Origin of the sequence: Cryobacterium sp. PH29-G1 (assembly GCF_030063365.1) — a bacterium.
In the GTDB taxonomy this organism is placed as follows: domain Bacteria; phylum Actinomycetota; class Actinomycetes; order Actinomycetales; family Microbacteriaceae; genus Cryobacterium.
Map to the genome: position 1 here is coordinate 76,595 of NZ_JASISY010000006.1, position 24,225 is coordinate 100,819.

General features: G+C 62.2%; 21 protein-coding genes and 3 pseudogenes. 11 read left to right on the top strand and 13 right to left on the bottom strand.

The genetic code is table 11. The features are described from left to right. Window positions 1-3 precede the first annotated feature (3 nt). Window positions 4-597, top strand: coding sequence for a carboxymuconolactone decarboxylase family protein (locus QMK22_RS09880; protein WP_283497467.1), 594 nt, complete (start codon window positions 4-6; stop codon window positions 595-597). Continuing rightward, window positions 597-944, top strand: a complete 348-nt coding sequence (locus tag QMK22_RS17575; protein ID WP_502857453.1) for a thioredoxin family protein — start codon at window positions 597-599, stop codon at window positions 942-944. Before QMK22_RS09880 ends, QMK22_RS17575 begins: the two co-directional genes overlap by 1 nt. Before the next feature lie 7 nt (window positions 945-951). Here the strand turns inward: QMK22_RS17575 and QMK22_RS09885 are convergent, their stop codons facing one another. After that, window positions 952-1,344: an HsmA family protein gene (locus tag QMK22_RS09885; protein ID WP_283497468.1), complete on the bottom strand. Its 393-nt coding sequence runs from the start codon at window positions 1,342-1,344 to the stop codon at window positions 952-954. Window positions 1,345-1,539: 195 nt separating this feature from the next. Here QMK22_RS09885 and QMK22_RS09890 point away from each other — a divergent pair. The 4 genes and pseudogenes from QMK22_RS09890 to QMK22_RS09905 form a co-directional block, all read left to right on the top strand. Beyond that, a pseudogene (locus QMK22_RS09890) lies at window positions 1,540-2,303 on the top strand (aldehyde dehydrogenase family protein); the annotation flags it as partial. A 19-nt stretch (window positions 2,304-2,322) separates the two neighbouring features. Then, window positions 2,323-2,469 (top strand): hypothetical protein, encoded by a 147-nt coding sequence (locus QMK22_RS09895; protein WP_283497469.1) that lies wholly within the window; start codon window positions 2,323-2,325, stop codon window positions 2,467-2,469. 330 nt (window positions 2,470-2,799) lie between these two features. Further along, window positions 2,800-3,495, top strand: a complete 696-nt coding sequence (locus tag QMK22_RS09900; RefSeq protein ID WP_283497470.1) for a hypothetical protein — start codon at window positions 2,800-2,802, stop codon at window positions 3,493-3,495. A 659-nt stretch (window positions 3,496-4,154) separates the two neighbouring features. Then, window positions 4,155-4,346 (top strand): hypothetical protein, encoded by a 192-nt coding sequence (locus QMK22_RS09905; protein WP_283497471.1) that lies wholly within the window; start codon window positions 4,155-4,157, stop codon window positions 4,344-4,346. Between the two features lie 1,485 nt (window positions 4,347-5,831). Here the strand turns inward: QMK22_RS09905 and QMK22_RS09910 are convergent. Then, window positions 5,832-5,981: pseudogene (locus QMK22_RS09910) on the bottom strand (ISL3 family transposase); the annotation flags it as partial. Between the two features lie 15 nt (window positions 5,982-5,996). On the opposite strand from QMK22_RS09910, the pseudogene QMK22_RS09915 reads away from it, so the two are divergent. Continuing rightward, window positions 5,997-6,212, top strand: a pseudogene (locus QMK22_RS09915) (ATP-binding protein); the annotation flags it as partial. Window positions 6,213-7,063: 851 nt separating this feature from the next. Here the strand turns inward: QMK22_RS09915 and QMK22_RS09920 are convergent. The 4 genes from QMK22_RS09920 to QMK22_RS09935 all read right to left on the bottom strand — a co-directional run bounded on the left by QMK22_RS09920 (window position 7,064) and on the right by QMK22_RS09935 (window position 10,279). Then, window positions 7,064-7,516 carry an HNH endonuclease family protein gene (locus QMK22_RS09920; RefSeq protein ID WP_283497472.1) on the bottom strand — a complete coding sequence of 151 codons (453 nt, stop codon included), beginning with the start codon at window positions 7,514-7,516 and terminating at the stop codon, window positions 7,064-7,066. Between the two features lie 28 nt (window positions 7,517-7,544). Further along, window positions 7,545-8,836, bottom strand: a protein-coding gene (locus QMK22_RS09925; protein ID WP_283497473.1) for an IS3 family transposase whose coding sequence is annotated in 2 segments (ribosomal slippage) — window positions 7,545-8,566 and window positions 8,566-8,836 — 1,293 coding nt in all. Because the reading frame shifts where the segments join, the coding sequence is not laid out codon by codon here. Window positions 8,837-9,282: 446 nt separating this feature from the next. Next, window positions 9,283-9,849: a hypothetical protein gene (locus QMK22_RS09930; protein WP_283497474.1), complete on the bottom strand. Its 567-nt coding sequence runs from the start codon at window positions 9,847-9,849 to the stop codon at window positions 9,283-9,285. Between the two features lie 7 nt (window positions 9,850-9,856). Beyond that, window positions 9,857-10,279: a single-stranded DNA-binding protein gene (locus QMK22_RS09935; protein ID WP_283497475.1), complete on the bottom strand. Its 423-nt coding sequence runs from the start codon at window positions 10,277-10,279 to the stop codon at window positions 9,857-9,859. 295 nt (window positions 10,280-10,574) lie between these two features. On the opposite strand from QMK22_RS09935, the gene QMK22_RS09940 reads away from it, so the two are divergent. Both QMK22_RS09940 and QMK22_RS09945 read left to right on the top strand, forming a co-directional pair. Next, window positions 10,575-11,201 (top strand): VOC family protein, encoded by a 627-nt coding sequence (locus QMK22_RS09940; protein ID WP_283497476.1) that lies wholly within the window; start codon window positions 10,575-10,577, stop codon window positions 11,199-11,201. A gap of 226 nt (window positions 11,202-11,427) precedes the next feature. Then, window positions 11,428-13,419 carry a hypothetical protein gene (locus QMK22_RS09945; RefSeq protein WP_283497477.1) on the top strand — a complete coding sequence of 664 codons (1,992 nt, stop codon included), beginning with the start codon at window positions 11,428-11,430 and terminating at the stop codon, window positions 13,417-13,419. A gap of 398 nt (window positions 13,420-13,817) precedes the next feature. Here QMK22_RS09945 and QMK22_RS09950 read toward each other — a convergent pair whose 3' ends face one another. From QMK22_RS09950 to QMK22_RS09960, 3 genes are all read right to left on the bottom strand, one after another. After that, the gene (locus QMK22_RS09950; RefSeq protein ID WP_283497478.1) at window positions 13,818-15,623 is read right to left on the bottom strand and encodes a TraM recognition domain-containing protein; all 1,806 of its coding nucleotides are present in this window, start codon (window positions 15,621-15,623) and stop codon (window positions 13,818-13,820) included. 177 nt (window positions 15,624-15,800) lie between these two features. After that, entirely contained in the window at window positions 15,801-17,264 is a 1,464-nt protein-coding gene (locus tag QMK22_RS09955; protein ID WP_283497597.1) for a putative type IV secretion/conjugal transfer ATPase, read from the bottom strand. A 20-nt stretch (window positions 17,265-17,284) separates the two neighbouring features. Beyond that, window positions 17,285-17,671 carry a hypothetical protein gene (locus QMK22_RS09960; protein ID WP_283497479.1) on the bottom strand — a complete coding sequence of 129 codons (387 nt, stop codon included), beginning with the start codon at window positions 17,669-17,671 and terminating at the stop codon, window positions 17,285-17,287. Between the two features lie 432 nt (window positions 17,672-18,103). Here QMK22_RS09960 and QMK22_RS09965 point away from each other — a divergent pair, with 432 nt between their 5' ends. Continuing rightward, the gene (locus tag QMK22_RS09965; RefSeq protein ID WP_283497480.1) at window positions 18,104-18,616 is read left to right on the top strand and encodes a hypothetical protein; all 513 of its coding nucleotides are present in this window, start codon (window positions 18,104-18,106) and stop codon (window positions 18,614-18,616) included. Window positions 18,617-18,685: 69 nt separating this feature from the next. On the opposite strand, the gene QMK22_RS09970 is transcribed toward QMK22_RS09965, so the two are convergent. Genes QMK22_RS09970 through QMK22_RS09980 form a run of 3 tightly spaced genes read right to left on the bottom strand, consistent with a single transcriptional unit; the run spans window position 18,686 to window position 21,805 of the window. Then, window positions 18,686-20,149, bottom strand: a complete 1,464-nt coding sequence (locus tag QMK22_RS09970) for an SCO6880 family protein (protein ID WP_283497481.1) — start codon at window positions 20,147-20,149, stop codon at window positions 18,686-18,688. A 2-nt stretch (window positions 20,150-20,151) separates the two neighbouring features. Beyond that, entirely contained in the window at window positions 20,152-21,510 is a 1,359-nt protein-coding gene (locus tag QMK22_RS09975) for a TrbL/VirB6 family protein (protein ID WP_283497482.1), read from the bottom strand. Between the two features lie 25 nt (window positions 21,511-21,535). Beyond that, window positions 21,536-21,805: a DUF6112 family protein gene (locus QMK22_RS09980; protein WP_283497483.1), complete on the bottom strand. Its 270-nt coding sequence runs from the start codon at window positions 21,803-21,805 to the stop codon at window positions 21,536-21,538. Window positions 21,806-21,962: 157 nt separating this feature from the next. On the opposite strand from QMK22_RS09980, the gene QMK22_RS09985 reads away from it, so the two are divergent. Next, window positions 21,963-23,543: a PucR family transcriptional regulator gene (locus QMK22_RS09985; RefSeq protein WP_283497484.1), complete on the top strand. Its 1,581-nt coding sequence runs from the start codon at window positions 21,963-21,965 to the stop codon at window positions 23,541-23,543. 12 nt (window positions 23,544-23,555) lie between these two features. Here QMK22_RS09985 and QMK22_RS09990 read toward each other — a convergent pair whose 3' ends face one another. Further along, the gene (locus QMK22_RS09990) at window positions 23,556-24,203 is read right to left on the bottom strand and encodes a DUF6308 family protein (RefSeq protein WP_283497485.1); all 648 of its coding nucleotides are present in this window, start codon (window positions 24,201-24,203) and stop codon (window positions 23,556-23,558) included. Window positions 24,204-24,225: the final 22 nt, after the last annotated feature.

A 24,225-nucleotide genomic window follows, 5' to 3' on the forward strand; every position in this document is an offset into this window, starting at 1 on the left:
AACATGGCGCACATCAGCCCGCTCACAGACCACGACATTGCGGACACAGAAATTCTCGCGTCGTTCGCGCACTACGAAAAAACCCGAGGCTTCGTTCCGAACAGCATCCGAACGATGGCGCGCCGGCCTGCGATAGCCAAAGCATTCATGGCTCTGAATCAAGCGGTGCTCTACGAAGGCACCGTGGCGATCGAGACCAAGATGCTCGTGAGCCTGGCCAGCAGCATGGCGGCGGGCTGCCAGTATTGCGAATCGCACATGACAAATCTCTCCAGCATCTACGAGGCATCTGATGAGAAGATCGCCGCGATCTGGGAGTTCGAATCCAGCGACCTGTTCTCGGATGCGGAGCGCGCAGCGATCACCATCGGGCTGAATGCCGGTGGTTCCCCGAACGAGGCTACTGCCGAGGATTTTACGGAGCTCAAGAAGCACTATTCAGACGAAGAGATCGTTGAAATCATGGCTTCGGCCGCGCTCTTCGGATACCTCAACCGGTGGAATGACACGATGGCCACAACCCTGGAAGTACTCGCTGCTGATGTTGCCGAGAGGGTGATCGGAAGCGTCGGGTGGACCCCCGGAAAGCACGCCTGATGGCGTCGCGGCCGGTCACGGACGAAACCTTCGAGGGCGCCCTCCGTGAACTCTCCGGGCCAGTCTTCCTGTATGTGTGGGCACCCTGGTGTGGTCCCTGCAAAATGGTGAAACCGCACTATCTCGCCATCTCCGAGCAGAAGAGCGGGGAGGCAATATTTCTCGATGCCGACCTACAAGCCTTTTCTGAGGTGGCAGCACGCCTGAGCGTAAAAACTACTCCAACTCTTGTTGCGTTTCGCGACGGGCGCGAGGTTGCCCGACGCACTGGCGCTCTGATGCGCGGGCAAATTCAAGACTGGGTTGACGCGCAATTGCGAGCAGAGCGGGGCTTAGGCACGGTGTGAATACGATTTATCCCAGGCTCGAGCCGAGCGCTCCGACGATATACGGAACGAGCCAGACCACCCACACGATGACCGAGAACCGGTGGAAGCTGCTCTTCTCGGTGTCGCGATTGCGCAGGAGCACGACGATCGCCCACGCGAGGTGCACAGACATGAGAACGATTGCGATTAGCCCGGTCACGCCCATCAGCTGATTTAGGGCGCTCTGCTCGAAACCGGCGGCTCGGTTCTCGTTCGCGATCATATTCATGAGAAAGGTGCCACTGGCGTCGGAAGCGAGCCCGAGCCCAAAGAATATGGCGTGCCACGGCTTGAGTACTTTCTGCACGCGTTCGCTCCAAACCCCGATCGTGTAGAAGGCGAGGGCGAGGGTGATGAGAATAATTGCGGGTAGCAGCATGCTTCTATTCTCCTTGGTCACTCCGTTGGGGCGGGCTTCGCCGGAAACGGCTCAGCGCTTTCTGGCCACTGGCGTACCGAAGCAATCAAACCGAATGTGACGTGATCGCCTCGAACGGCCGAGCGGCGAGAAGGCCTTCGCAGAGGGGCTTATGAAACGTGGAGCCGCACAGAACTCGCCCAACGTGTCGCAGTTCTGCGACGTGCTGCAGCCTTGTATGTTGAGCAGTCAGACGTGCTCGCAGCCGCCATGGCCCAGGGCATGGGTAAACCCGTTACGCAAGGAAGGGGCGAGGCTGGGAGCTGCGCTCGCATCCTGAACTACTACGCGGACAATGCTTCAGAATTGTTGGCACCCCAGCATTTGGGAACGGGCACCGAAGATGCGGCGCACGTCGAACTCGCACCCACGGGGTAATCCTTGGCATCATGCCGTGGAATTATCCCCACTACCAGCTAGTGCGACTTATCGCGCCGAATCTGCTCCTCGGGAACTCGATTCTCTTCAAGCATGCGCAGATCTGCAGGAGAACCGCAGAACTCGTCGAGGAGCTGTTCGAACGTGCCGGCGCCCCGCAGCACGTCGTACACCACTCGGGGTTTTCGCACGCGGAGACATCTGCTGCAATCACGCATCCCACAGTCACCGGCGTCTCATTCACTGGAGGAGAGACGGCAGGCGCTGCAATCGCCAAGACTGCGGGTGGGGCGCTCAAGAAGGCGGTGCTTGAACTTGGAGGAAACGATCCCTTTCTCGTTTTTGACGGAGAGCGCGTCAGCGAGCTAGCCGAGCTTGTAGCGTCAGCCCGTTTAGCGAATGCCGGATAAACGTGCGTTGCCCCGAAACGAATCATTGTTAAGCAGTCGCTGATGCATGAGTTCATGGAGGTCTTCACAGACCGATTTCTTGCCGCCGTTCCAGGTGACCCTCTTATAGATGACACTGTGCTGGGTCCTTTGGCTACGGAAGACGCCGCGAATGAACTCCGTGAGTTTAGTGCTCTTCGTCGTCGAGTTGGAGGTCGGCGGCTACCAGATTCTCTTCGAGCTGCGTGAGTGTTCGTGCGCCGATGATCGGGACGATGACGCTGAGGTGAGGGTCGGCACGGAGCCGGTCTCCTCGTAAGTCGTTGTCCGTCCCCTCGGTTTTGGCAGTAGATGATGGTCAGGTGAGGTGAAGTCCAATCTTTCAGCCGTTTTTGTATCAGGTTTTGAACGACACACGATCTCATCGATCGTTGCGCCAGACCACCAGGACCATGACAAGGGCATTCGCAATCTGCGGACAAATTTTGGCATCGACCACGGTCAGGAATCTTCATTCACGGATACCCTTCGCCGCAGACGTGCGTGCGTGCGACTAATGCCAATCCAATTGGCCTAGGGCTACGAACTGACGTTATCTCATGTAACCGTCGGGATCGTCCTGAGGGTTGAGGTCACAAAGGAGTGAACCGTGAAGAAGAACATCAAATTGGTGCTCGGCGCTAGTGCAGCTGCGCTGATCGCCCTGTCGTTGGGCGCTGCGCCGGCGTCAGCGCACGTCCCGAAATCGGTACGCGGCAACGTCGTGCTGACCGCCCACCTCACGGAGCTTAACGGCTCAGGAGCGTCGGGTAGCGCCTTCGCCGTCGTTCGCGGCGAGACAATTCGGGCGATCGGAATCCGCGCGAGGGGTTTGACGCCCGATGCTCCGCACGCACAGCACATCCACTACGGCGAACAGGCAATGAATGAGTGTCCCACGCTGGCGTTGGACAGCAACGGCGACGGACGACTGAACACCGTCGAGGGGGTTCCCGCGTACGGACCCGTTGTGGTGTCCCTGAATACCAGCGGAGACACCACGCCGGCCAGTTTTCTGGACGTTTCCCGGTTCCCCGTCTCGAAAAACGGCTCCTATAACTACCTCCGGACCAACATCCGCTTCACAGCCGTGGCCGGAACCGGATACCCGGGAGCCGAAGGGCTCGGCACCGCCGCGCAGATCGCCGAGGCTATCCGCGACGGGGAAGGTGTTGTCGTGATCCACGGAAACGACTACGACGGCAACGGAACGTACAACCTCAGCGATCCCGAGGGTGCGAGCGAGCTCAACCCCACCCTCCCGGCCGAGGCAACCGACCCGGTCGCCTGCGGAGTCCTTCACTAGCTGCGAGTGTCCGGTGAAGGCTGAGGTCCAGGCGCCGAGCGGGCGCGCACAGTGCCGCACGGTCCTGGGCCTCAGTCTTTGACACAGGGGCAACAGCCCGAGGCCGGCTCGGGCGCGCTCCAGCAATCACCTTGCTGTGCACGGACGTCCTTGAGCCGTGGCAGCAAATTCTCCATGATGCGGCCTTCAACACCGCATCGAGCATCCAGGCCGGGAACCGCCGGGGGGTGAACCGGTGCGAGTGTGCCTCACATGAAATCCTCGCGCCCCTGCGGGTCATGCCTCAGTATGAGAGTTGTGACCGACACCGAGCGCGAAAAACGGATGCGCAACCGCGTCGCGCTCGTCGGCGACCCTGTGCGAGTTCGCCGAGGCATACGCAGAGATTAAGCGGGCATGGGACTACCTCCGGTACCGGTGGAGAACATCGTCTACGCCCGGGCCGTCGAGATCGTCGCAGGGTGGATGCGTCGAGTCGACCTGCTGACCAGCCGCGACGTCGCGGCGGCTGTGCGGAGCACGAAGGCTGAGCTTCGGCGGGAAGAGCGGCAGCAGCAGATAAATGAGCTCGTGACGGCCATCGTGGTGCATCTTCACCAAGACAGTGCGCGGTTGGAAACCGGGCAGAGATCGAGAACCGGGCGCGGGAACATCAGGGCATGCCGCGGGTGCCGGCCAAGTCGTCGGTGGTGCAGTTTGCGCTGCAGGACGTTATCGAGCGCGTGCCCACGAGCAGGCTGATCCAAGCGGATGCTCGGACCGCCGCCCGCATTGCGGACCTGCACGTTGCGACGTCGCTCGAATCTCGCGAGGTGGTCGACCAGTCGGTTCATCGACGGGCGCTCTCGTAGTCGCTGGCGACGAAAGGAGCGAGCAAACCGGGCCCTTGCGAATGCCGGTGCTGGACTAGGCGGGAACCACGCCAGGCGACTCATCGACCTCGTGAGGCGTCCATGCGCTCTGGGCTCCCAAGGACCGACCGCTGAGGCATTGCCCCTCGCGTCCACGGCGCTCCCCACCGTGAACAGATACGCAATCATGGGTAGGGAGGCAGCGTTACGTGGATCCCTCTACGCACGGACATTTTTTCGTAGCTCGGTCGTTGCCAGTGAACATCAGCCCGATGCGGAGAATTCTCTTACACGTCCGTGACAAAGTCGGGCAGCGCAATCGAAGCAACTGCTAGCCTGTGGGCGTCAGCATGGACGAGTATGGGGGAATTCGCATGGGGCAGGGACCTCGAGATTGGAATCCGCCGGGGTACTGGGACGAACCGGTGGCCAAAGCAAATAGAGGTTCCTCGCGGGCGTTCAAGTCGAACCCGCCGCGCACACAGGGACGGCAACAGTCACAGCGACGGCAACAGCCTCAGCCACGGCAACAGCCACAGCCACAGCGACGGCAACAGCCACGTGTACTGCAACGTGCCAGGGTAGCGCCGAGCAACCTGACCGGCCTTGTCGCTGTTGCCCTAGGACTGTTCGCTACGCTCTTACCCCTTGCTCTGCCTGATGCGAGCACAAGCTTCCGAGGGTTTGCTTTCAGTACTGCCGGCATCACAGCAGTCGTTCTCGCTAATAGAGCAAGCCAGCTCCGCCGAGAAGGTCGTGCGACCAGTCGACTCTTCCCCGTTGTCGGCGGAATTCTCGGTGTGACGGGAACACTGCTATCACTTTGGAGCTTGGCATTCTTCTACGCGCCAAGCTACGTACCTCCGATACCGAATTTGGCTTCGTTGACTGGTTCCACCCAGCCCGTCATCGCCCCGGCTGACGCGGCACAACAGCCAAGCCGGCCAGCAGCATTACCGGAAGTTGTACCCAGCGCCCTCGCCCAAACGCCGCTGGCAGCGGCGCGGACTCCGGAGGAAACTCGTTTAGCCATGGCGCAGGCAGCTGGAACGATGTCATTCGTGCTCGACAAGTTGAGAAGGCCCGGAGCGCCTTGGCCGGATGCGCTTTTCCTCAGCGCAGATCGCATAGTGTCAACGCCAGAAGGGTACAAGCTGTCTCGAATTCCTGTCGATACAACAGCAACATACACACGGAGTCCAAGCGGTCAGAACTACCGCCTGACGATCACCGACGACGCTACGGGTCTTGGCGTGAACTTCGACTCCGTTGCCGGAGTTGTGGCGAACAACTGAACGCGGGATGCATGTGTCCTTGACGACTCGGATTGCCCTTCGGTGGCGCTTCCCTTACATCCGTTGGGCCATCGGCAACGAAATCAACATCAGTTTTGGTGTCCACTGGGCGTTATTCTCGCGCATCGGCTTGGAACTGGCGTGTGACACTCGTTCCAGTCAAATTCGACCCACGAGTGGCTCTTCGCAATCACGAGTGCAGTTGAGGTCGGAATCCGCCGGCCTCGAGGAGCGAGCGGGCTATGTAGTGCGTCAGTTTTCGGAAGCCTAAGGCTGTGCCGCGGAGGTGCTCGAGCCGTCCGTTGATGGCTCCGGTCGGGCCGTTCGAGGATCCCGGTCTGCGGCACCGAATATATCGAATCTGTTCTTCCAGCTCGTCGCGAGCCGCTATGAACACGCGTCTCTGATCCTCACGAGCAATTTAACATTCGGGTGCTGGGGCGAGGTCTTCGGCGACCAGACCGTCGCCTCCGCCATGATCGACCGGATCGTTCACCACGCCGACGTTCTTAGCCTCAAGGGTGCCAGCTATCGGCTCAAAAGCCACCAGTCGGTCGCTGATACGGCATAGTAGAAAACACAGATAGTGGTCCTGTTTTCAAACGGCAGGCACTATTGGCCCTGTTTTGGCCCGGCGTTAACACCACCGCGAAGTACCTAAACGGCCACGTAGGCCGCCACTACCGCCCGAGAGGGCACGCCTCCCCGCATTCCGAACAATCCGACGCGCCGCAAAACACAAAAAACCACCGGCGACACTGCCCTGGTCGACGAGTCGCCAACACAACTCCACGAACACCCCGCTTAAACCAGAAATCGCTCCTGAGAATCCTCAGGAGCGATTTCTTTTTGTTCCAACCAGACCGTTTCGCGAACAGTTTCGCGAACGGCCCTTTGGTCGGGCTGACAGGATTTGAACCTGCGACCCCTTGCCAGAATTAGAGCGATTCTGGACGTGACCGAATGTCTAGGGAACTCGCGGATTCCCTTGAATTTGCAGGGAACCGGGCGGTTCACTTCCTCCGAGTGTACGCGTCGATTTTCGGATGTTCACGGTTGATTCAGGTGGGTAAATGATGGTGTGCGAAAGCGAGCGCGTCTGCGATGACGCCGAGGATGACGAGTCAGAGTCCCTCACATCGCAATTGTGAAGGCGGAATGTTTTTAATCTCCGCCGGGATTACAAACATTCGTACAGTTCGCGATCAAAATGATCACTTCCGATTGAATCTTTTCAGGCAGCATCGCGTCTTGGACCATTGTGCTCAACCGAGATAATTTCGTCTGGTGGCTGCTGGCGAAACCCGTCATGGCGCGGACCGCGTGTGCCTGCGAATGGCGTTTCCCTCCTCGAAAGTCGAGTCTTTCCTCCAGGACATGTCAACATCAGGACTGCCCTTTCTCGATAGCGGTCCCCGACTCTTAAGTCGGCTCTTCGAAATCCCCGGGATCCGATGCAACCGCGGCTTCGACCTCATCCGCCACCTCGACTTCCGCCTGTTGCAGTGCCATGTTGTCGGGCCGGGCCACGCCCCATCTTTCCATCGCCCAGCTAGCAAGCTTGTGCTGACGCTCGATAATGGATACAGGCGTCCATTCCACCCACGAGGCGAGCTCACGCTCTTGAGCGAGACTCGCGGTGTAATAGCACGGCGGTGCGTACTGGTCGATCACGCCTCGCTTCGCGGCGTAGTCCTTGTTGGAGTATGAGGAGTTGTCATAGGTGAGGACGAGGTTTCCCAGCGTGTGGTGGAGCTGCTTATGCTCGTCCTGGCTGAATGTATTCCACCAGTCGCTGTCGGGCGCAGGATTTTGGGGAAGTACATGTTCGGTGGTCTTGCGGTTGCCGGTGTCGATGAATTCTGACCACGGCATGACGTCAAATTGTGAACCGTCCCGTGTTTCATGCCGCCGTTTTGTTGGCGGCTTCGATTTTTATCGGGCCGTTTGTTTCAGCGTAATAGTTGAGCTCATATTCGGCCGGCGGCATGTTCCCCAGGGCGCTGTGTAGCCGCCTGTTGTTGTACCAGTCGAGCCAGTCGAAGGTGAGTTTCTCGACGTCGGCGAGGGTCTTCAAAGGACCGGTGATGAAGGGTGAGTTCTTCGCGACGGCCTCGTTCTTGTAGAGGCCCATTACGGTCTCGGCGGCCGCATTGTCATAGGCGTCACCGACCGTCCCGATCGATGCGACCAGTCCCTCGAGCGCTACGGTCTCGGTGAATTTGATGGACGTGTACTGCGAGCCGGCGTCGCTGTGATGGATCAGGCCGGGTTGGACGGTGTGACCGGCGTTGTCTCGGCGCCAGAGCGCCATGTTCAAACACACCTCAACGAACGGGGTGTCCTTCACCGTGGACGCATGCCAGCCCACGATCGCCCGAGAATACAAGTCGATCGCGAAGGCCACATAGATGAACCCGCCCCACGTCGGCACATACGTGAAGTCCGTCACCCAGCTGTGGTTCGGGTGGGGCGCGCTGAAATTGCGTTTGAGGAGGTCAGGGGCGCGGGCGGAATCCTTCCCGGTCGAGACTGTGCTGCGCGGCTTACGGCCACGAACGAGGCCGTTCATGCCTTCGAGACGCATCAGCCGGTCCACGGTGTGTTTGGACACACCGGCGAACTCGCCCCGGCTCAGCCAGGCCGTCATCTTGCGGCGGCCGTAGAGAATCTCCGGCTGTTGCCGGCCGTGAACGTCCCGCACTGTCAGCGCTTTGAGCCGATCCAGAAGGATAGCGTCGCTGCGGGTCCTAACCGCAGCAGCGCGGATCTTCCACGCACGATACGACCGTGAAGTGACCGCGACGCCCTGCTCACGCAGGACGCCACACGTCAGCTCGACTCCATGGCCGTTCGCCTTCATCGAAACGATGAACGCGACTATGGACGGTTGCGAGGGTCGAGCTCCCTCGCGAAGAAAGACGCCGCTGCTTTGAGGATCTCGTTGGTTTCCCGAAGATCGCGGTTTTCGCGCTTGAGGCGCTTGATTTCCTCGAGCTCTTCGCTCGTGGGGCCGGTCCGTTCTCCAGCGTCGGATTGCGCCTGCCTCACCCACTTCCGGAGCGTCTCCGGGCCGACGTTGAGCTTGGGCGCCAGTTCGCGGCACGCGGCCCACATCGACGGGTAATCCTTCAAACGGTCAACCGTCATACGAACCGCTCGCTCACGAACCTCATCTGGGTATTTCTTGGGCATAACCGAATCCTTTCACTAGAAAGAAAGCGGCAGGAAATCAGGGACGGTTCAGCATCCAGTACTTGGGTGAACTTTGATCCAGGGTTTTCGATCTCTGTGTTCTTGGCCATAGGTCCAATCTATCGTTGGCTTTCGACGGCCTGAGATCAACCTGAACGTCTTGGTTTCTTACCGCCGTTCGTCGGCGGCCTCATCGAGATGCTTTCCTGAGTCTTGTTGCACCTAGAACTCATCCCCGGCTCGAGAGGTGTCCGAGACGAGAATTCGTTTCAGTCACGCCCGGGGTTGCTCCGGCTATTCGAACCGCTATCACGGCCACAATGACGGATGTCCTTCAGGAGGCGGTCGGCTCCGTGACTACCGAACGAGGAGCGTCGCCGATAAGGACGGATATGTCGGTGCGTCAGAGCATCATCGTTTCCCCACGCGTCGGCTGAATCCTGAAATCAGACGGATGCGGCACAGGTATAGATTTCGGCCTCTGCCGTGCGCCGCCTGGCAACGTCGTCGACGACGAACTGCACGAAGTCCTCGTCACGATCGCCAATGACGACATCCTCGACTCCTCCAGCGGGCGGTTCGCCAGGCCATGCAGTCTGCCGAGTAGGTCGGTCGCGCTCCAGCCGCGTGCCCGATATAGCGACCCAGTCGCGGAGCCGCTGGCGGGCATCCGCGAAGTCTCGGTGCCATCCCAGCGGGGCGGAGCCGTGCTGGTCGGGGTCGTAGGCGCCGAGCCAGTGCAGGTGCAGGGCGGAGAGTTCCCAGACAAGTTCGGGGTGTCGATGCCAGAACGGCGGCACGACGGATGCCGGCAGCCCGTAGGTGCGTCGCAGCCAGTTCACCCAGCGGTTGAGTTCGATCCATTCGGCCGCGGCGTCGTCGGCGCTGAGCAGGTTCCAGTTGATCGGATGCGGCGGTTCGGGCAGGGGCGGGCCGTCGAGATCGTCCAACGAGCTGGCTTCAAACGCGTTGTCGTGATCGTCGGACGCCCACTCGATGAGTGACTCTGACATGGCCGGTTCACCGCCTCGAGCCTGTGTGTACCGCTCCTGCTTCGTGCTCGACCTCGATGTTCGTACCTGTTCGATGGGTACGGTCGACGGAATAGTTGGTTCGCGCGAGGTCGTGGCCGATCTTCTTGGCAACAAACTCTTCGCGTTGGATGGTTTCGCCGTCGCGCTCGATCTGGAAGGTGCGCACATACCCTTCGGCGACAAAGCTGTCGCCCTTGGCCAACCGGGCAAGGGCCCGTTCGGCGGTGGCGCGGTAGGCGACGAGGTCGTGGAACGTCGGCTCGAGCGCGGTGAAGCTTCCAGTGTATTCATGGCGGAAGTGCGGCTGCCCGACTCGCACGTAGAAGCGGGTGTCGCCGTTTTCGGTGACCGATTGTTGCGGGTCGGATGCGATGAAACCAGACAGGGACTGCTGGGTGTGAAGTGCCATGGGACTTTGCCTCCTGTAATTCGGGCAGACCATCGTGGTCCGCGTTCACTAGGAGGTGCACCTGGCGCACCATGGCATTCTCTGCGGTATTCAAGGGAATCCGCGGTCAGCGTGGCAGGACATGCACCTGAAGATTGACGTGTGCAGTATCCGGTCCCGAATGTGGCAGGAGTATAGGCTTGGGCGCCATGGCCCTTCGACTGGTTCAGGTGAATTTCAAGGCTCGGGATGATTCGGCGCTCGGTCAGTTTTGGGCGGATGCGCTGGGTGGGGTGTGTCCAGCGAAGGTCCCGGCGTGACAAACGTCGAGCCTGCCGGCTTGGTCCTGCCGGATCCGGCCGCCGTCTGCGTCGATGTCGTGACCGTCCTAGACCCCGAAACGGTCAAATACCGCGCACACCTCGACCTCGCCACCTCTTCCTTGGCTCACCAATCGGAACTGGTAGCGCGATTGAAGGCGCTGGGCGCAACATCGCCTGATATCGGCCAGGGCATCGTGCCGTGGACGGTTCTGGCCAACCCGAAGGGCAACGTGTTCTGCGTGCTCGAGCCTCGGGCGATCTATGCGGACACCGGCCCGATCGCCGCAGTGGTCGTCAGCTGCGCGGATCCGCGGGCGATGGCCCGGTTCTGGAACGCGACGATGGATTGGACCTTGCACGAGGTGACCGACGACATGGCGCGGCTGCGATCGACCGCGGGGGTTGGTCCGTATCTGGAGTTCGTTCGCGTCACCGAAATAACCGTATGGACCCGCGTGCACCTTGACCTACGACCGAACCTTCGTGACGATCAGGTAACTGAAGTCGCTCGGCTGCGAACATTGGGTGCGACGGATGCTGACATTGGGCAGGGCCACGTGCCTTGGGATCTGCTCACTGATCCCGAGGGAAATGAGTTCTGCGTCCTTCAGTCGAGGTGATCCGTCAGGTCGGCCCCTACAAGGTCGTCCCTGTACAGCGGATGTCCGCCACCGGTAGGTATCTCCGCACGTTGAATTCGGCCGGCGCGATCTGGAAAGCGGGGCGCAATGTCGTTGCTTCTCGTTGCCCCGCTCCGGCATAGGCACGTTCCGAGTCGGGTGGTTCATAGCCGTTGCAGATAAACGCAGGACTTCAGTCACGTCAGGCATGGTCCAAACTGGGCCAATGGCCCTTGCAATCAACATGGAATTTTCGCTTATGAAGTGTGTGCGGTGCGGCTTTGGTCAGCGCGTCGCGGGACGGCCGTGCTCCGAATGCGGGCACTTGGGGCGCCTCGATGAGGTCAATTCACTCGTCGTCCGGCGACGGCAAGGTATTCGGGCCGTGCTCGCGCACATCGCCAGTAGCGAGGCCGCCGAATCCGAAGTGCTGCCGTTCTACCTCACCCGCTCATCGTGGCGCGCCTCGTCAGGACAGGCACTGGACGAGTCGATCGCAGCGCTGGCCAAGTTTTCTACGATGCCCTTGGATTCCGGCGCGCAGCTGGCGCTGGCCGTCGCGGTGGCGCGGCTGCAGCAGATTGGACGCGACCTGTCCACGTTTTCCCCAAGGAGGCCCTTCGTTTCGAACCTCAAGGCGATTCGACAAGCCACAGAGTGCCTGGTCCGGATGACTGATTTGTACATCGCGGCACTGGGAGCTGCCCTTCCTGCCGAAGCGCAGGCTCTCGGGAAGCGCGCACAGGACCAAATTGATGCAGCGACCAAATTCATGAACGACGCGGAACGTCACCAAGAGATAGGCGACAATCTCGGATCCGCCGATTCGCACGATTTTGTGAGCGCAACGCTCGCCGCGTTCGCCACCCTGTATCCGGAAAAATCGTTTATGGAGGTTGACGCGGACAGGCAAACCCGATTAGCCCGACATCTCGGTCGTGAAATTGCCACAGGGCAAGGTGCGGCCTACGAAATTGCTTTGGTCATCGCACGGTCGATTCTTGACGTGAATCGGTTCGAATCCGTAGTCGCAGAAGCCTCGCGACTTTTCGACTCAACTGCGCGTCTCCGCGACATCGCAGCTGAACCCGGTGCCCTAATCACCTTGCGGCGGGCAAGGAACGCGATCGTCGAATCCACAGCGGCTTTCGCAGCAACGTTGACGGCATCGACGAGTGACGAGTCGCGGCTCGCGAGGACCATCAATCTCTATCGGGAACTCTTCGAATACGCCGGGTTGCCTTTGTTCGCATGGTTTCTCCGAATCGGTGGCACGAAGTCAGCGCCCATATCAACGCTCATGCAAAGAGACTCAACCGCCTTGCTGAGCGCGATTGAAAAGCTGCCAGACCTCGCCAGCATCTTCGTCGGGGCAGACAAAAATATCCGCACTGCCGCTAGCCACGGTTTCGGCTACGAGCTTGTCGGCGACAACGTCATCTTCACCACCAGATCGTTTAAGGGAACAATGACCGTGGAGGTCGTGATCGACCTTCTCTTGGCTCTGATCGAGAGTTTTCTCGCGGCGTTCTGGGTGCTGGACAATGAATTAACCGTCGCAGGAATCGAAGGTCACGCTTCGGAGGACTCACTCGTCGGCGCACCGATGCTCGTCGTTGCGGAGGAGGTACTCAAGCACTTGGGGGCGACAGTTTTATCCGCAACATGTACGGAAACTGGGTGGCGATTCGAAGTCGCGGGAGGTTCGACTTCCATTCCTCTCGTGTATGCAGAGGGCCTGGCATCCCTCCCTCCGCGTGGCATCGACGAGATTTCCATCGTTTGCGCGAATTTCCCCGAGGGTGAACTCCGAATTCCGCGAGTTTCAAGCGCTCAGTTCAGACTAGCGAAAGACGCATCGCCGATGACATTGGTTGGTGCGAACCTTGACTTGCTCAGCGAATCATCCTTGGACGGGCGAACCGCTATTCGGGTAGAGCATATTCGATGGTCGGCGTGCGTCGCAGCTGTCGAACTGCTGTCAGAAGACAACCGAGAAGCCATCCGCTCACTCCGTCAATGCATTAGGTTGGCGCGTGTAACGGGCGCGGCAGACGTCGTTCAATTCGCCGAATTGGCGTTCACCCAGTGGCGATCTCCCGATAATGGCCGCCTCAAGCAAGTGCGCGAAACGATGATGGCCTGGACGACCCTGCCCACCCCCCAACAACCCTTAGTTCGTACCACCACTATGACGAATCTTCACGACAGTCAGTGACGGCTGCTGTGGTTCCTGGCTGACGCCAATTTCGCTGACCTCCGAACTGCTCACCTGGAATATTCGTGGAGCGATGAAGGAGCCCGTGACCGTTACCCACAATTAGGCGCTGGATCATAATCTGCACGCGCGCAGGCTCAAGACTCAGCTTCCAGAACGTCGCCATTTGGATCGCACATGGGCGGTATCAGCAGTTCTGGGACTCGCGAGATTCGACACCCGGTACTGCGAGCATTCGGCTACCATCGCTGTTGGTCGGCGTAGACGACAGACACGGCCTAGACGTTGCGACTCCCAGCCCGACGCTACGGCCCATCCCCGCCCCGGCACCACAGGTTGATGCGCGAACGGCCCCGAGATCATCTCCGGAGTGCACGATGGTTGGCTTGGCAACGCCATCAGTCCACAGGGCCGACAGGCTCTTCCGCGCCCTCAGCCTGAGTCGGCGCGCGCATCAAACCCTCGATTTCCTCGCGGTTGGCGCGGAGCGTCTTGGCGTCAGACCGGGCGGTCCACATTTGCAGTCTCGCGATGATGGGTGGCGCTGCGCGCAGCATGATCAGGCCGGTGCCGAACGGCAGGGTGCGGATCGTGTCGGGCGGCATGATCGGCACCCGGCGAATCGAGCGCTGCGATGACCGTGAACCGTGGTCGCCAATGGTCGTCGAGTCGGTCGTCTCGTCGCGATCGCCGATCAGGGTCGAGAGGTCGTGCAGATCCCGGGAATTGGATCCGCCGCCGAGCACGATCTTGACGATCGAGGAGTCCCAGATGGTGCCGGCGGCGTTGTCGCTCCACTTCGTGCGGGCCTGCGCGAGAGACTGCAGGACCGGCATCGTGGTGATGCCCGTGCCGCCGCCTTCGGCCATGAGAGTGGGGAGTGACGGGAGCGGTGCGAGGTTGCCGATCTCGTCGAGCGCGAGCAGCAAGGGCGGGTCCAGCCGTGCGCCCGCGCTTCGGGCGGCGATACGGCGGGCGGTCTCCACGAGGTCCTCGACGAACGCCGAGACGAGAGCGGCCGAATTGTTCGATCCCGCGCCGGTCGCCAGCAGATAAAGAGTGCCATTGCTGCGCAGAAACGGTTCGGGGTCGAACTCCTCGCCTTCGGGCGGTGAGACGGCATCCAGCACTCGCGGGTCAGCCAAGGCGCCGAGCGAAAGTGAAACGCCCTGCCATATGGAGTCACGCGTGCGCGGGTCGGCCTCGAGCGTGGCCCGGAGGGAGTCGCCCCAGCCTGTGGCCGCGGCCGGGGAAGCCAGCAGGATGGAGACAGCATCGTGGGCGGCGGCCGGGTCGAGGGTCCAGCGGAAGAGGTCAGCTGGCGTGCAGTGGTCGAGCGCTGCCGCGTGCAACATCGACTGCAGGGCCGTGCGGGTTTTGGCTTCCCAGAATCCGCCGCCGTCGACGCCACCCGCGGCCAGCCCGGTTCCAGCGGCGAGCCCCGCCGCGCGGATCATCGCCGTGAGCGGATCCTCACACCCACGAATCGGTGACCACCGCAGCCCCACAGGTACGCCCGCTGCCAGCTGCTGCGGGTCGAACACCGCCACTGGCCCGAGCCGTTGCCGGGCTCGCAGCGTCGTGGTGAGATTGTCGGGTCGCGTCGAGGTGGTCACGACCGGGCCGGGCGCATCGAGAATGGCATTGATCACAATGTGCGCCCCCTTGCCGGAGCGCGGCGGCCCGATCACCAGGATCGAGTCCTCGACGCTCGCCCATACCGCGGCACCGCGCGATCGCCCGATCCGGTAACCAACATCGCTCGGGCTGGCCTTCGCGAGCGATGGTCGAAGGTGCGTCGCGCGCTTCATGATCGCCGAATGCGACGCGGCGCGAGCAACCTCGGCACGGGTCGCGATGCCAGCGATGCGGAGGGGGTCGACCTTCGTTGAGACGCCCCGAAATATGCGCCACAACCCAACCGCCAGAGCGGATGCCAGCCCAACCAGCACGGTCGTCGTCACCCAATAGGTGACCGGGTTCAGACCCGGTGCCCGCAGCGCTGCGGCCGGGTTGTCTGGGTCGAGAAGCACGGCGAGCCCGGACTCCGGTCCGTCGTTGGGCTGCGCGATCCCACTTATCCAGGCGGCGACGGCACCCGAGCAGCGGAGCAGCAGGGCCAACACTGCCGCGCCGATTAGCAGTCCAAGACCGAGGTTGGTCAGTTCGTCGCCGAGGTCGGTCTGCGGTCTCTGGGTGGTCATCCGCTTAGAATTTCAGGTTCGGGCAGGTGCGGCTGAACCGTCTCGTTGAGGAGCGAGCGAAGTGTGGCTCGCCGGAGAAGCAGGCGGAACCGTCGGGTAGCTCGAGTAGTTCGGCGAGCGTTATTCGGGCTTCTCGTTCCATTGCCAGGCCTCCTCAATCAGATACAAGGTGCGCAGCTAATGCCCAGAGGTCATCCGAGCGGTCGTATCGAACGCCGTAAGCTCATCAGGATGCAGCTGGTGCTGCACCACAAAGCTGCGATCCTTCACCCGCCATAGTCCCTGACCGGCGCCGAGCGCGGGCAGCAGCTTCTGCTCGGTTCGGCTGAGTCCGAGCGCGCTCGCCGTTGAACCGAGCTGGTCCGGTTCCTGCCGATAGACGATGCGCGTTTCCGCGTTGGCCAGCAGAGACGACGCCAAAGCGCGCATGGCGGAGCCGGAGTCGCCGACGTTGTCGAGGTCGCTGAGTTTGTGAAAAATCAGCATGTTGGCGATGCCGAAGTGGCGGGCGAGCCGCCACTGGGCATCCATTCGGCGCAGCAGCGCCGGGTACGCCATGAGCCTCCAGGCTTCGTCGTAGATGACCCAGCGCTGGCCGCCGGCCGGGTCGGCCAGGGCGGATTCCATCCACGCCGACGAGCACGTCATCAGCACCGAGATCAGCGTCGAGTTCTCGGCCACCCGCGACAGGTCGAGCGAGACCATCGGCAGCGACGGGTCGAAGCGCACGGTGGAGGGTCCGTCGAAGAGTCCGGCGAGGTCGCCGGCCACCAGCCGCCGCAGTGCATGGCCGACCAGGCGTCCGTCTGCGGCGAGGCGGCCCTCGTCGTCCTCGGGGTTGGGGGAGAGGATGCGATCGACCACCATAGGCAGGATGGGCACCTCGGCGCTGCGCACGGCATCGGCCAGAGCGAGGTCGATGGCCGTGTGCTCGAGCGGGCTGAGCGGGCGGTCGAGCACGGTTTCGGCGAGGGCACCGATCAGATCACGGCGGCGGGCGGCCAGTTGCGCCGACCACTCAGCGTCCGAAACGGATGCTGCCCGGTGGCCTTCGTCGAGGGGGTTGAGCCGGTTGCGGAGTCCGTGGCCGAGGATGATCGCCTTGCCGCCGACGGCCTCGGCGACGGCGGTGTGCTCGCCCTTTGGATCGCCGGGCACGTACACGCGCCGACCGAAGGGGAGCGAGCGGGTGTAGAGAGACTTCGCCAGCGAGGATTTGCCGGAGCCGACGATGCCGGCGAGCACGATGTTCGGAGCGGTGATCAGGCCGCGCTGGTAGAGCACCCACGGGTCGTAGACAAAGGAGCCGCCCGAGTAGAGGTCCTGACCGACGAAAACGCCGGCCGAGCCGAGTCCTGCTTCGGCGAGAAACGGGTAGTGACCGGACAGCGTCGCCGTGGTGTCCTGGTGCTTGGGGAGTTTCAGTCGTCCGGGCGTTCGTAGTTGCGCGGGTCCGGCCTCGCCAGCTTTGGGCAGGTAGGCGCCTGATCGTGCTTCGTCTCGCTCCGCGTGCCAGCGAGTGCGGGTGGCGAGAGTTGTGGCCTTTTGGGCATCCGCTTCGATCTTGGCGGCTTCTCGCCGGCGGGCGCGACGGTCGCGGCGCAGCTCGCCGCGCGGTTCGACCAGCGCGGCCGTATGCATCCGCTCGGTTGCGGCGTCTTTCACAGCGTGACCGTGCGCTCAGCCTGGCGCGTTGACCGTGGGGCGGCCCAGATGTCGTCTCGATGGGGAGCTTGCCGTGCCGGTGCAACTTCAGATTCAAGCGGTTGCCACCGCAACAGCGAAACGTATCGGTAAGTCCGGCTGTAGGTCAGCGCGTACGGAGAGCCGTCGTGCTCGATGGTGTGGTCGGTGCGGCCGGCCGGGATGCGGTCGTACACGTACCCGTTCTCGAGGGCGGCGTTGGTCGTGGCCTCGCCGTGGTCCCGTGGCTGCAGGTATTCGAACGCAGCGGATGCTCCGCTTCGGTCGATCAGGCCGAGCACCGCGTCGGCCTCAATTCCCTGCAGGAAGGTGACACTGATCCATCGACTTTGTTGGTCAGGCATATTCGCTCCAATCGATTCACCGAGTAGGAGTGCATCGCTCACATGCTGCGGATCAGAGGAGCGCTGCCGCCTTGATCGGCTGCGCTTGCTCGCCCGTGAATCAGCGAGTTGGCGGGTGGAGGCATGGCTGGCGGTCCGGTCGATCGACGACCCAGAATTCTCGAGTCTTATACGATTTCAGCAAGGGTTATCAGCAGGGTGAGACAACCAATCTTTGGCTCTGCGGGGCTCGGATGCGAACAGAACTCGCACGCTTCGAACAGGCGGGAAGCGCGGGGGCGGGCCGTGCAACGCATGAGAGAATTTTCAGCAGCCGCTCAAGAGCGGTACTACCAGGGGGATAGTTTTGGTGAGTTTAGGTCTGGCCGATCAAGAATTAAAGACAAAAGCTGCGACGCTTAGATTCTGGGACATATCCGTATGAGCGGCCCAATGACGGTGGATGTAACCGATCTGACCCTGCAAGGCACCGTTGCGCTGGCTGCGCCGTTGTTGTTCTATGTAATCGTGCGCGTTAGACCGCACGACCGCTGGATGCGGCGTCTGCGCCGAGATCTCGCAATAGAGAGTGAGTTGCCGGAAAGTGAACTGAAGACTGAATACGAAATTTCGATTCGATACCAACTTGCGAAACTTACAAAATATCGCAGCATAATGCGGGGCTACACTCGTCTGTTCGTCGGGATCGCGGTGACACTTAGCGGATTTTGGTTGCTCCTGAATTTGTGGTTTGTTATTCAAATAGTTTTCACTGATTTGAACCGTACGGGCCTTATGGACTCGATGCCTTCGGGTTTCTGGTTTGGGTATTGGGCGGGTGCCTTCCTGACGGTCCTATATCTACTCGCGCAATCAGCGGGGCTTCTTTTCGGAATGGTGTTCCGAGCAAGAAGGGCGGTCCGAGCACTCCGTCGGCTTCCTCCCCCTGTCAGAAAGCAACGATGACCCTTCGACTCTTCAAATGTTCGTCCAACGCTCTGGTAATCATCGGGTTACCGGATGGTAATGCACGGATCACACGCTCCGACACAACGGCAGCGCCGCCGCCGTGAACGCCTGCGCCTGCTGCCCCACGAGCCGTCGAGTCTCGCACGAAGCCTGGATTGCGGCCTGCTCGATCGACGCCACCGCGGCGTCGAGCTCATCAACCGTCGGCGCGGTCACGCAGATGAGGCCGGTGGTGCGCAGCACGCCGTGGCCGGCGGTGAGGTCGGCTTCCTGGTGCAGCAGGTCGTCGTACTCGGCGGTGGCACCGGCATCCTCTATTTGGCCGATGCGGGTGCGTTGGTGGGCGTCGCTGATTAGCTCGGTCTTCTTCTTGCGCAGGTCGCGCGCGGCCTGGTCGGCGCGCACGGGCAGGTAGTGCAGCGACACCGTGCGCAGGATGCCGTTCGTGAAGACCAGGGGCGACAGAAACCCGGGGAACACCTGCGACCTGGGCCATTCACTGATCCACAGCACCGCGTGAAACGCACTATCAGTGCGGAGGTGGTCCCAGCTCTCGGCGACCGCGACCGGTCCGGCCGTGGCCAGCGACCGCCCGACCAGCGGATGCCGCTCCAGATCGATACCGACAGCGGGGTCGTAGGCGGTTCGCAATACAACGGCGAGCTCGTCCGCGGTGAGCCAGCCGCCGACGGTGAGGTCCGCTGCGCGCAAAGAACCGGTCAGTGCAGTCATTTCCTGGCGCAGTACCGTCGCCGCGCCGCGCATCCCGCCGCCCTGCGTGCGTACCTGGCGAGCCGCCGCGCCGAGGTCGAGTGAGAGCGCGATCGTTGTGGCGTGGCGCTCCCCGGCGGGCCCGGCTCGCTCGATCAGATCACGGTAGGTGGTCGCGGCCCAGCTGTCGTCGTCGATGCCGTGCCCCTCCCACCACTCGGACAGACCGGTGCCCGAGTCGGACAGCGTGCGTTCCGACACCTGCAGCCTCGCGATGCGGCCCGACCGGCAGGCGCCGGCCAGCACGCGCCCCCAGCCGACCACGCGGCGATGCTGCTCGTCCGGGTCGAGCAGCGCGAACGCCGGGTGCGACACCGCGACGACCGCGGTCAGGGTTTGCGCGTGCGGATCGTGGATCATGACCGCCCCCGACTCGGGATCGTTCCACTCGCGCAACGCGGCCGCATCGCCCGGCAGCGACAAGGTTCCCACCGGGCGCGGGCGGATGATGCGGCGCCGATAGGTCAGCTGCTCATGCCCCGACCGCCACGCCCACCGCGTGACAACCGGCATCCACTCGACGATCTTGCGCCCGCCCACGGGGATGCCGGCGATCACCGCCGCGGTGCCCCAGATTGGGCTGGTCCAGGCGACGCCTGTGGCACCGGCTGTGTACAGCGCTATGACGATAGTGAGCGTGCCGATCGACAGGGCCACCAGTTGCGGCACCGACAGTCCGAGCAGTACACCGCGCTTGGTCAATCGCGAGAACTGCACCGGGGCGAGTCGGTAGTCGGCGCGGTTCGTGTCGGTGTCCATGGCTACGCGTCTCTGACCTTTCGTCCGGCTGGCAGTTCCTGCGGTGAAGCGGATGCCGGTGGTCGCCTTGGGATGGAAGTAGGTGTACTCGGGGCGCTGGCGTTGCCGGCGGACTGGGTGTGGGCATCCGCTCTCTGCGCAACCGCGGTGCCGACTTTGGGGCCGGCCTTGGCTGTCGCGCTGGCAACGGCGGCACCGGCGCCGACTCCCGCGGTGGCCACTCCGGCGCCAGCACCAACTGCTGCGCCGCCCACTCCGGCGCTTGAGCCGGCACCAGCGTTCGCAGCGCCAGCCCCCGAGACTTCGGCCGACGAAGACATGGGTCCCGGTCCGGCGCTGCTGGACGTTGCCGTCGGTGCAGTGCCAGCCTGTGTCCCTCGACCGCTGCCGCCCGCACCCAGGACCTTCTGCGCGCTGCTCATCATGGGCGCGCTCGGCACCGGCACGGGCCGGTTCAGCGCGGACTTCGCCTCCTGCTCGCTGGACATGGCGTGGTACATGTCGAGGCCGACGAAGTTGAGGAACTTGTAGGTGATGTAGGGCGCGAAGGCGGCGATGAACATCAACACGATTCCGGCTATGGGGTCGCTGACGGAGGCCAGATCCGCATCGATTGGGGATGCAACCTGAGCGACCGCGACCAGAAAGATGACGACGAGCACAAGTTTGGAGAGGATGAGCGCGATCACGAACGCGACCCATTTTGAGAACCAGCCTTTGGCGGCATCCCAGGTGGCGCCGACGAGAGCGATCGGCCCGAAGACGATGGCGACCAGCAGCAGTGCTTTGCGGATGAGGAGGGAGAACCAGACGATGGCCGCGCCGCTGATGGCGAGGCCGGCCAGGAAGATCGTCAGGATGGCGCCGACGCCGGGTGCGCCGGGGCTGATCGCGGTGAGGCCTACGGCGAGGAGCGCGATGCGGTTGCCCATGCCTTCCATCGTGTTTCCGCTGGCCTGCACGACGCCGATGGACAGCTGGTCGGTGATTTCGAGGAGCAGGCCGGTGATGGTGATGATGACGAAGGATCCGAGGACCGATTTGGCGACGCCGATCGCTGCGCGAGAGAGCGCGGTCGGGTCGCGGTGCATGAGGCCGGTGATGAGTTGCAGGCAGAAGAAGATCAGGGTGACGAAGATGGCGAGGCCGAAGAGCACGTTGTAGACGTCGATGTAGGTCGGGTCGGTGAGGTCGACGAGGGTGGTCGTGTCGAAGGCGGCCCAGACGGATTCGAAGAGCCAGGCGGCGGTGGAGCCCATTGCGCTGGCGAGCCAGTCGAACGGTGCGGCGACGACAGCGGATGCGACGTCGGTGACGCCGGTGCAGACATCCGCCACGACGGGCACATCGCACACGCTCATCGGTTGCCCCGCTCGGAATCGCTGGTCAGACGGACTGGCCGACGTTCCAGAAGAAGTTGACGAGGGTGACGGCGGCGCCGCAGATGATCGCGGCGCCGCAGGCAGCCATGACGCCGGTCTTGCCGCGGGAGGCGAGGTGCGGGTTGGAGGAGTTGGCGCCGAATCCCCAGACGATCGCCGCGACGATGAGGGCGAGCACGCTCAGCACGAGGCCGATGGTCATCACCGCGCCGACGATGACGCGCAGCTGCTCGATGCCGGGAAGGCCCGTGCCGTTGGGGTTGATGTCGATCATGGGTGGCTCCCTGTGTCGTTTGATGCGTACGACAGGGAGGAGCGCACGGCATCCCGTGATCGCGCAGGTGAAACCTTGACGACTTGGAAAACGCGCGTTCGACACTCGCACCTTGCGTCGTTACATGTCCGGAACGTTCACCGTCTAGGGTCGAAACATGATCCCCGGTGAATCCCTCCATACGACCGGCACCGATCTCCGCGCCTTGTGGCAAACCCAGCCTGCAATAATTGCAATGACCGTGCTCTGGGCACCCGCTCATCGCCTGAAGGCTGCCGTTGCCTGGGTCACCCCTTGGTCAGCCCACGACAGCGATGACGATCTCGAAGGCCACCTTCTCTTAGTCAAACCAGATACCGCACGGCGGGCGATTGACTACGCGGTTGAGTGCGGTTCCATCGCAATTGCGATAGTCGGTGCCACCGCAGATTTAGACCCGGACATACTCGCGGCGGCGCGCCTGCGAAACATAGCCGTTGCCACCGTCGTGAGCGCACTAACGCCGACAGGATTGGCACGCCAGTGGAATACCCAACTGGTGCGGGCGCGTGATCGCCGGGCTGAAGATGCTCTCGATCTGCATGAGCAACTGGCAAGGGCACTCCTCGCGAACGCCGGAATCAGTGGTGCTCTTCGGCTAGCGCTGCGACCGCTGCACGAGGTGGAGGCCGTCGCCTTCAGCTATTTCGGTGAGATCGTCGGATCGCGGCAACCTTCCGCCCGCATCGTGACCGAGGTGGGGAGCCTGTTCAGTACGGCCAAGCGCCTGCTCAGTGACCGCGATTGGGCGGAAGAAACGCAGCCGGACGGCACGACCATCACCGCCGCTACCGTGCGAGTCTGGCGTAACCCCGAGGTATTTCTCGCGTTTCGCAGCACGCGGGCGGTTACTGACCGGGACCGGCTCGCGTTTCGGCACTGCACGGTCGCGGTGCTTCTCGAACTCGGTCGTCAGCAGACCTTTCGGCGCGCACGCCGCGCTGCAGTGGAACCATTCCTGCGCGGCCTCGACGAGGGCAGTCTCAGCCTGTCGGACGCGAGAAATCAACTTCAGAATCTCGGCTTCCAAGCGGTCGAGGGGTATCGGGTGCTTTGCCTGAATGCCCCGGTCGAACTCAGTACAGGGCAGGTGTGTTCTCTGGCTGAGGATGCGCTCGAAACATCGGGAACTCCCGTCGTCGGTTCGATCGATGAGCACGTTTACTGCCTCGTCGAGGAGTCGGGTGCGGACCAGGCTCAACGGCTCTTGGAAGCCTGCGTCGGGCGCGGCTGGACCGGGGTCAGAATCGGCGTCAGCAGGGTGAAGTCTGACGCGATTAATCTACGTGCAGCCATGCGCGAGGCCAACATCGCTGCATCACAACAGAGTCTCACCGAGAACGGAATTCAGCGGGTGGAAGACCTCGGCATCCAGTCGATGCTCGCGCCCTTGCTTAGCACTCACGCGACGACATCGTTTCTGTCTGGACTGCTCGGGCCCCTGATCGAACGGGACAGCGCCGATGACACTCGCCTGCTGGAAACTCTGATCTCCTATTTCAATGCCGGTTGTCATCCTGGCCCTACGGCTCTGGCCCTCAACCTGCATCGGCACAGCCTCGCAAACCGGCTAGACCGCATTGAGGCATTGCTCGGCATGGACCCGCGCAACCCTGAGTACATGCTGACCTTCTCACTCGCCGTGCAGCTGTGGAAGGAATTGGGAGAGGCCGGGCAGCGCGTCCTAGCGGCAGAGTGACGCACGTGTAGATCACACGCCCGAGGAATCGACCATTTGCTGGGCAATGATGCAGTGCAGGCGAACGTCACTGAGCTTTGACAGTGCACGACTGTACTCGTCGGGATCGGCGTGCAGTCGCACTCGGAGCCGAGTCAGCTCATCACGGTTGAAAACGAGGTCTCGACGGATGGATTCCCAGAACATCGGTGTGGAGCTATGGAACTCGTGCGCGATCTCACTGGCCAGCGGCGAGTAGAACACGAACAGTGCGTCGGTGAATAAGGGCACCAGGTGCGGGCGACGCAGATGCAGAATTGCCAGAGCGAGCGGAGCGCCCAACCCGTACCGATACCGAAAGTGCGTATACAGCTCGGTTACCCGATCGAGAAGTTCCGGATCAACCGAGGGGTCGGCGTCACTCAACCGCAGTTGCTGCGGTACGCCGCCCCACTTCGCGCTCACCGACGCAACGAGTGCTCGTGAAACCCGATCGGCGTCAAGTTCCACACCGAGGGCAAGAATTCGACCAAAATCGGCAAGAGTCAGAGTGTCATCCGGTTGCGGATCAAGCGCCGGCAGGTTGCCGGCAAAATCGAAGTAGATGACCGCGTCCTGCCGATAGACGTGCAGGAGCAGCCACGCCTCGCTCTCATCGAGCCGGGTTCGGCCAATCCGCATATCACCCTCCGCATGTTTGCTG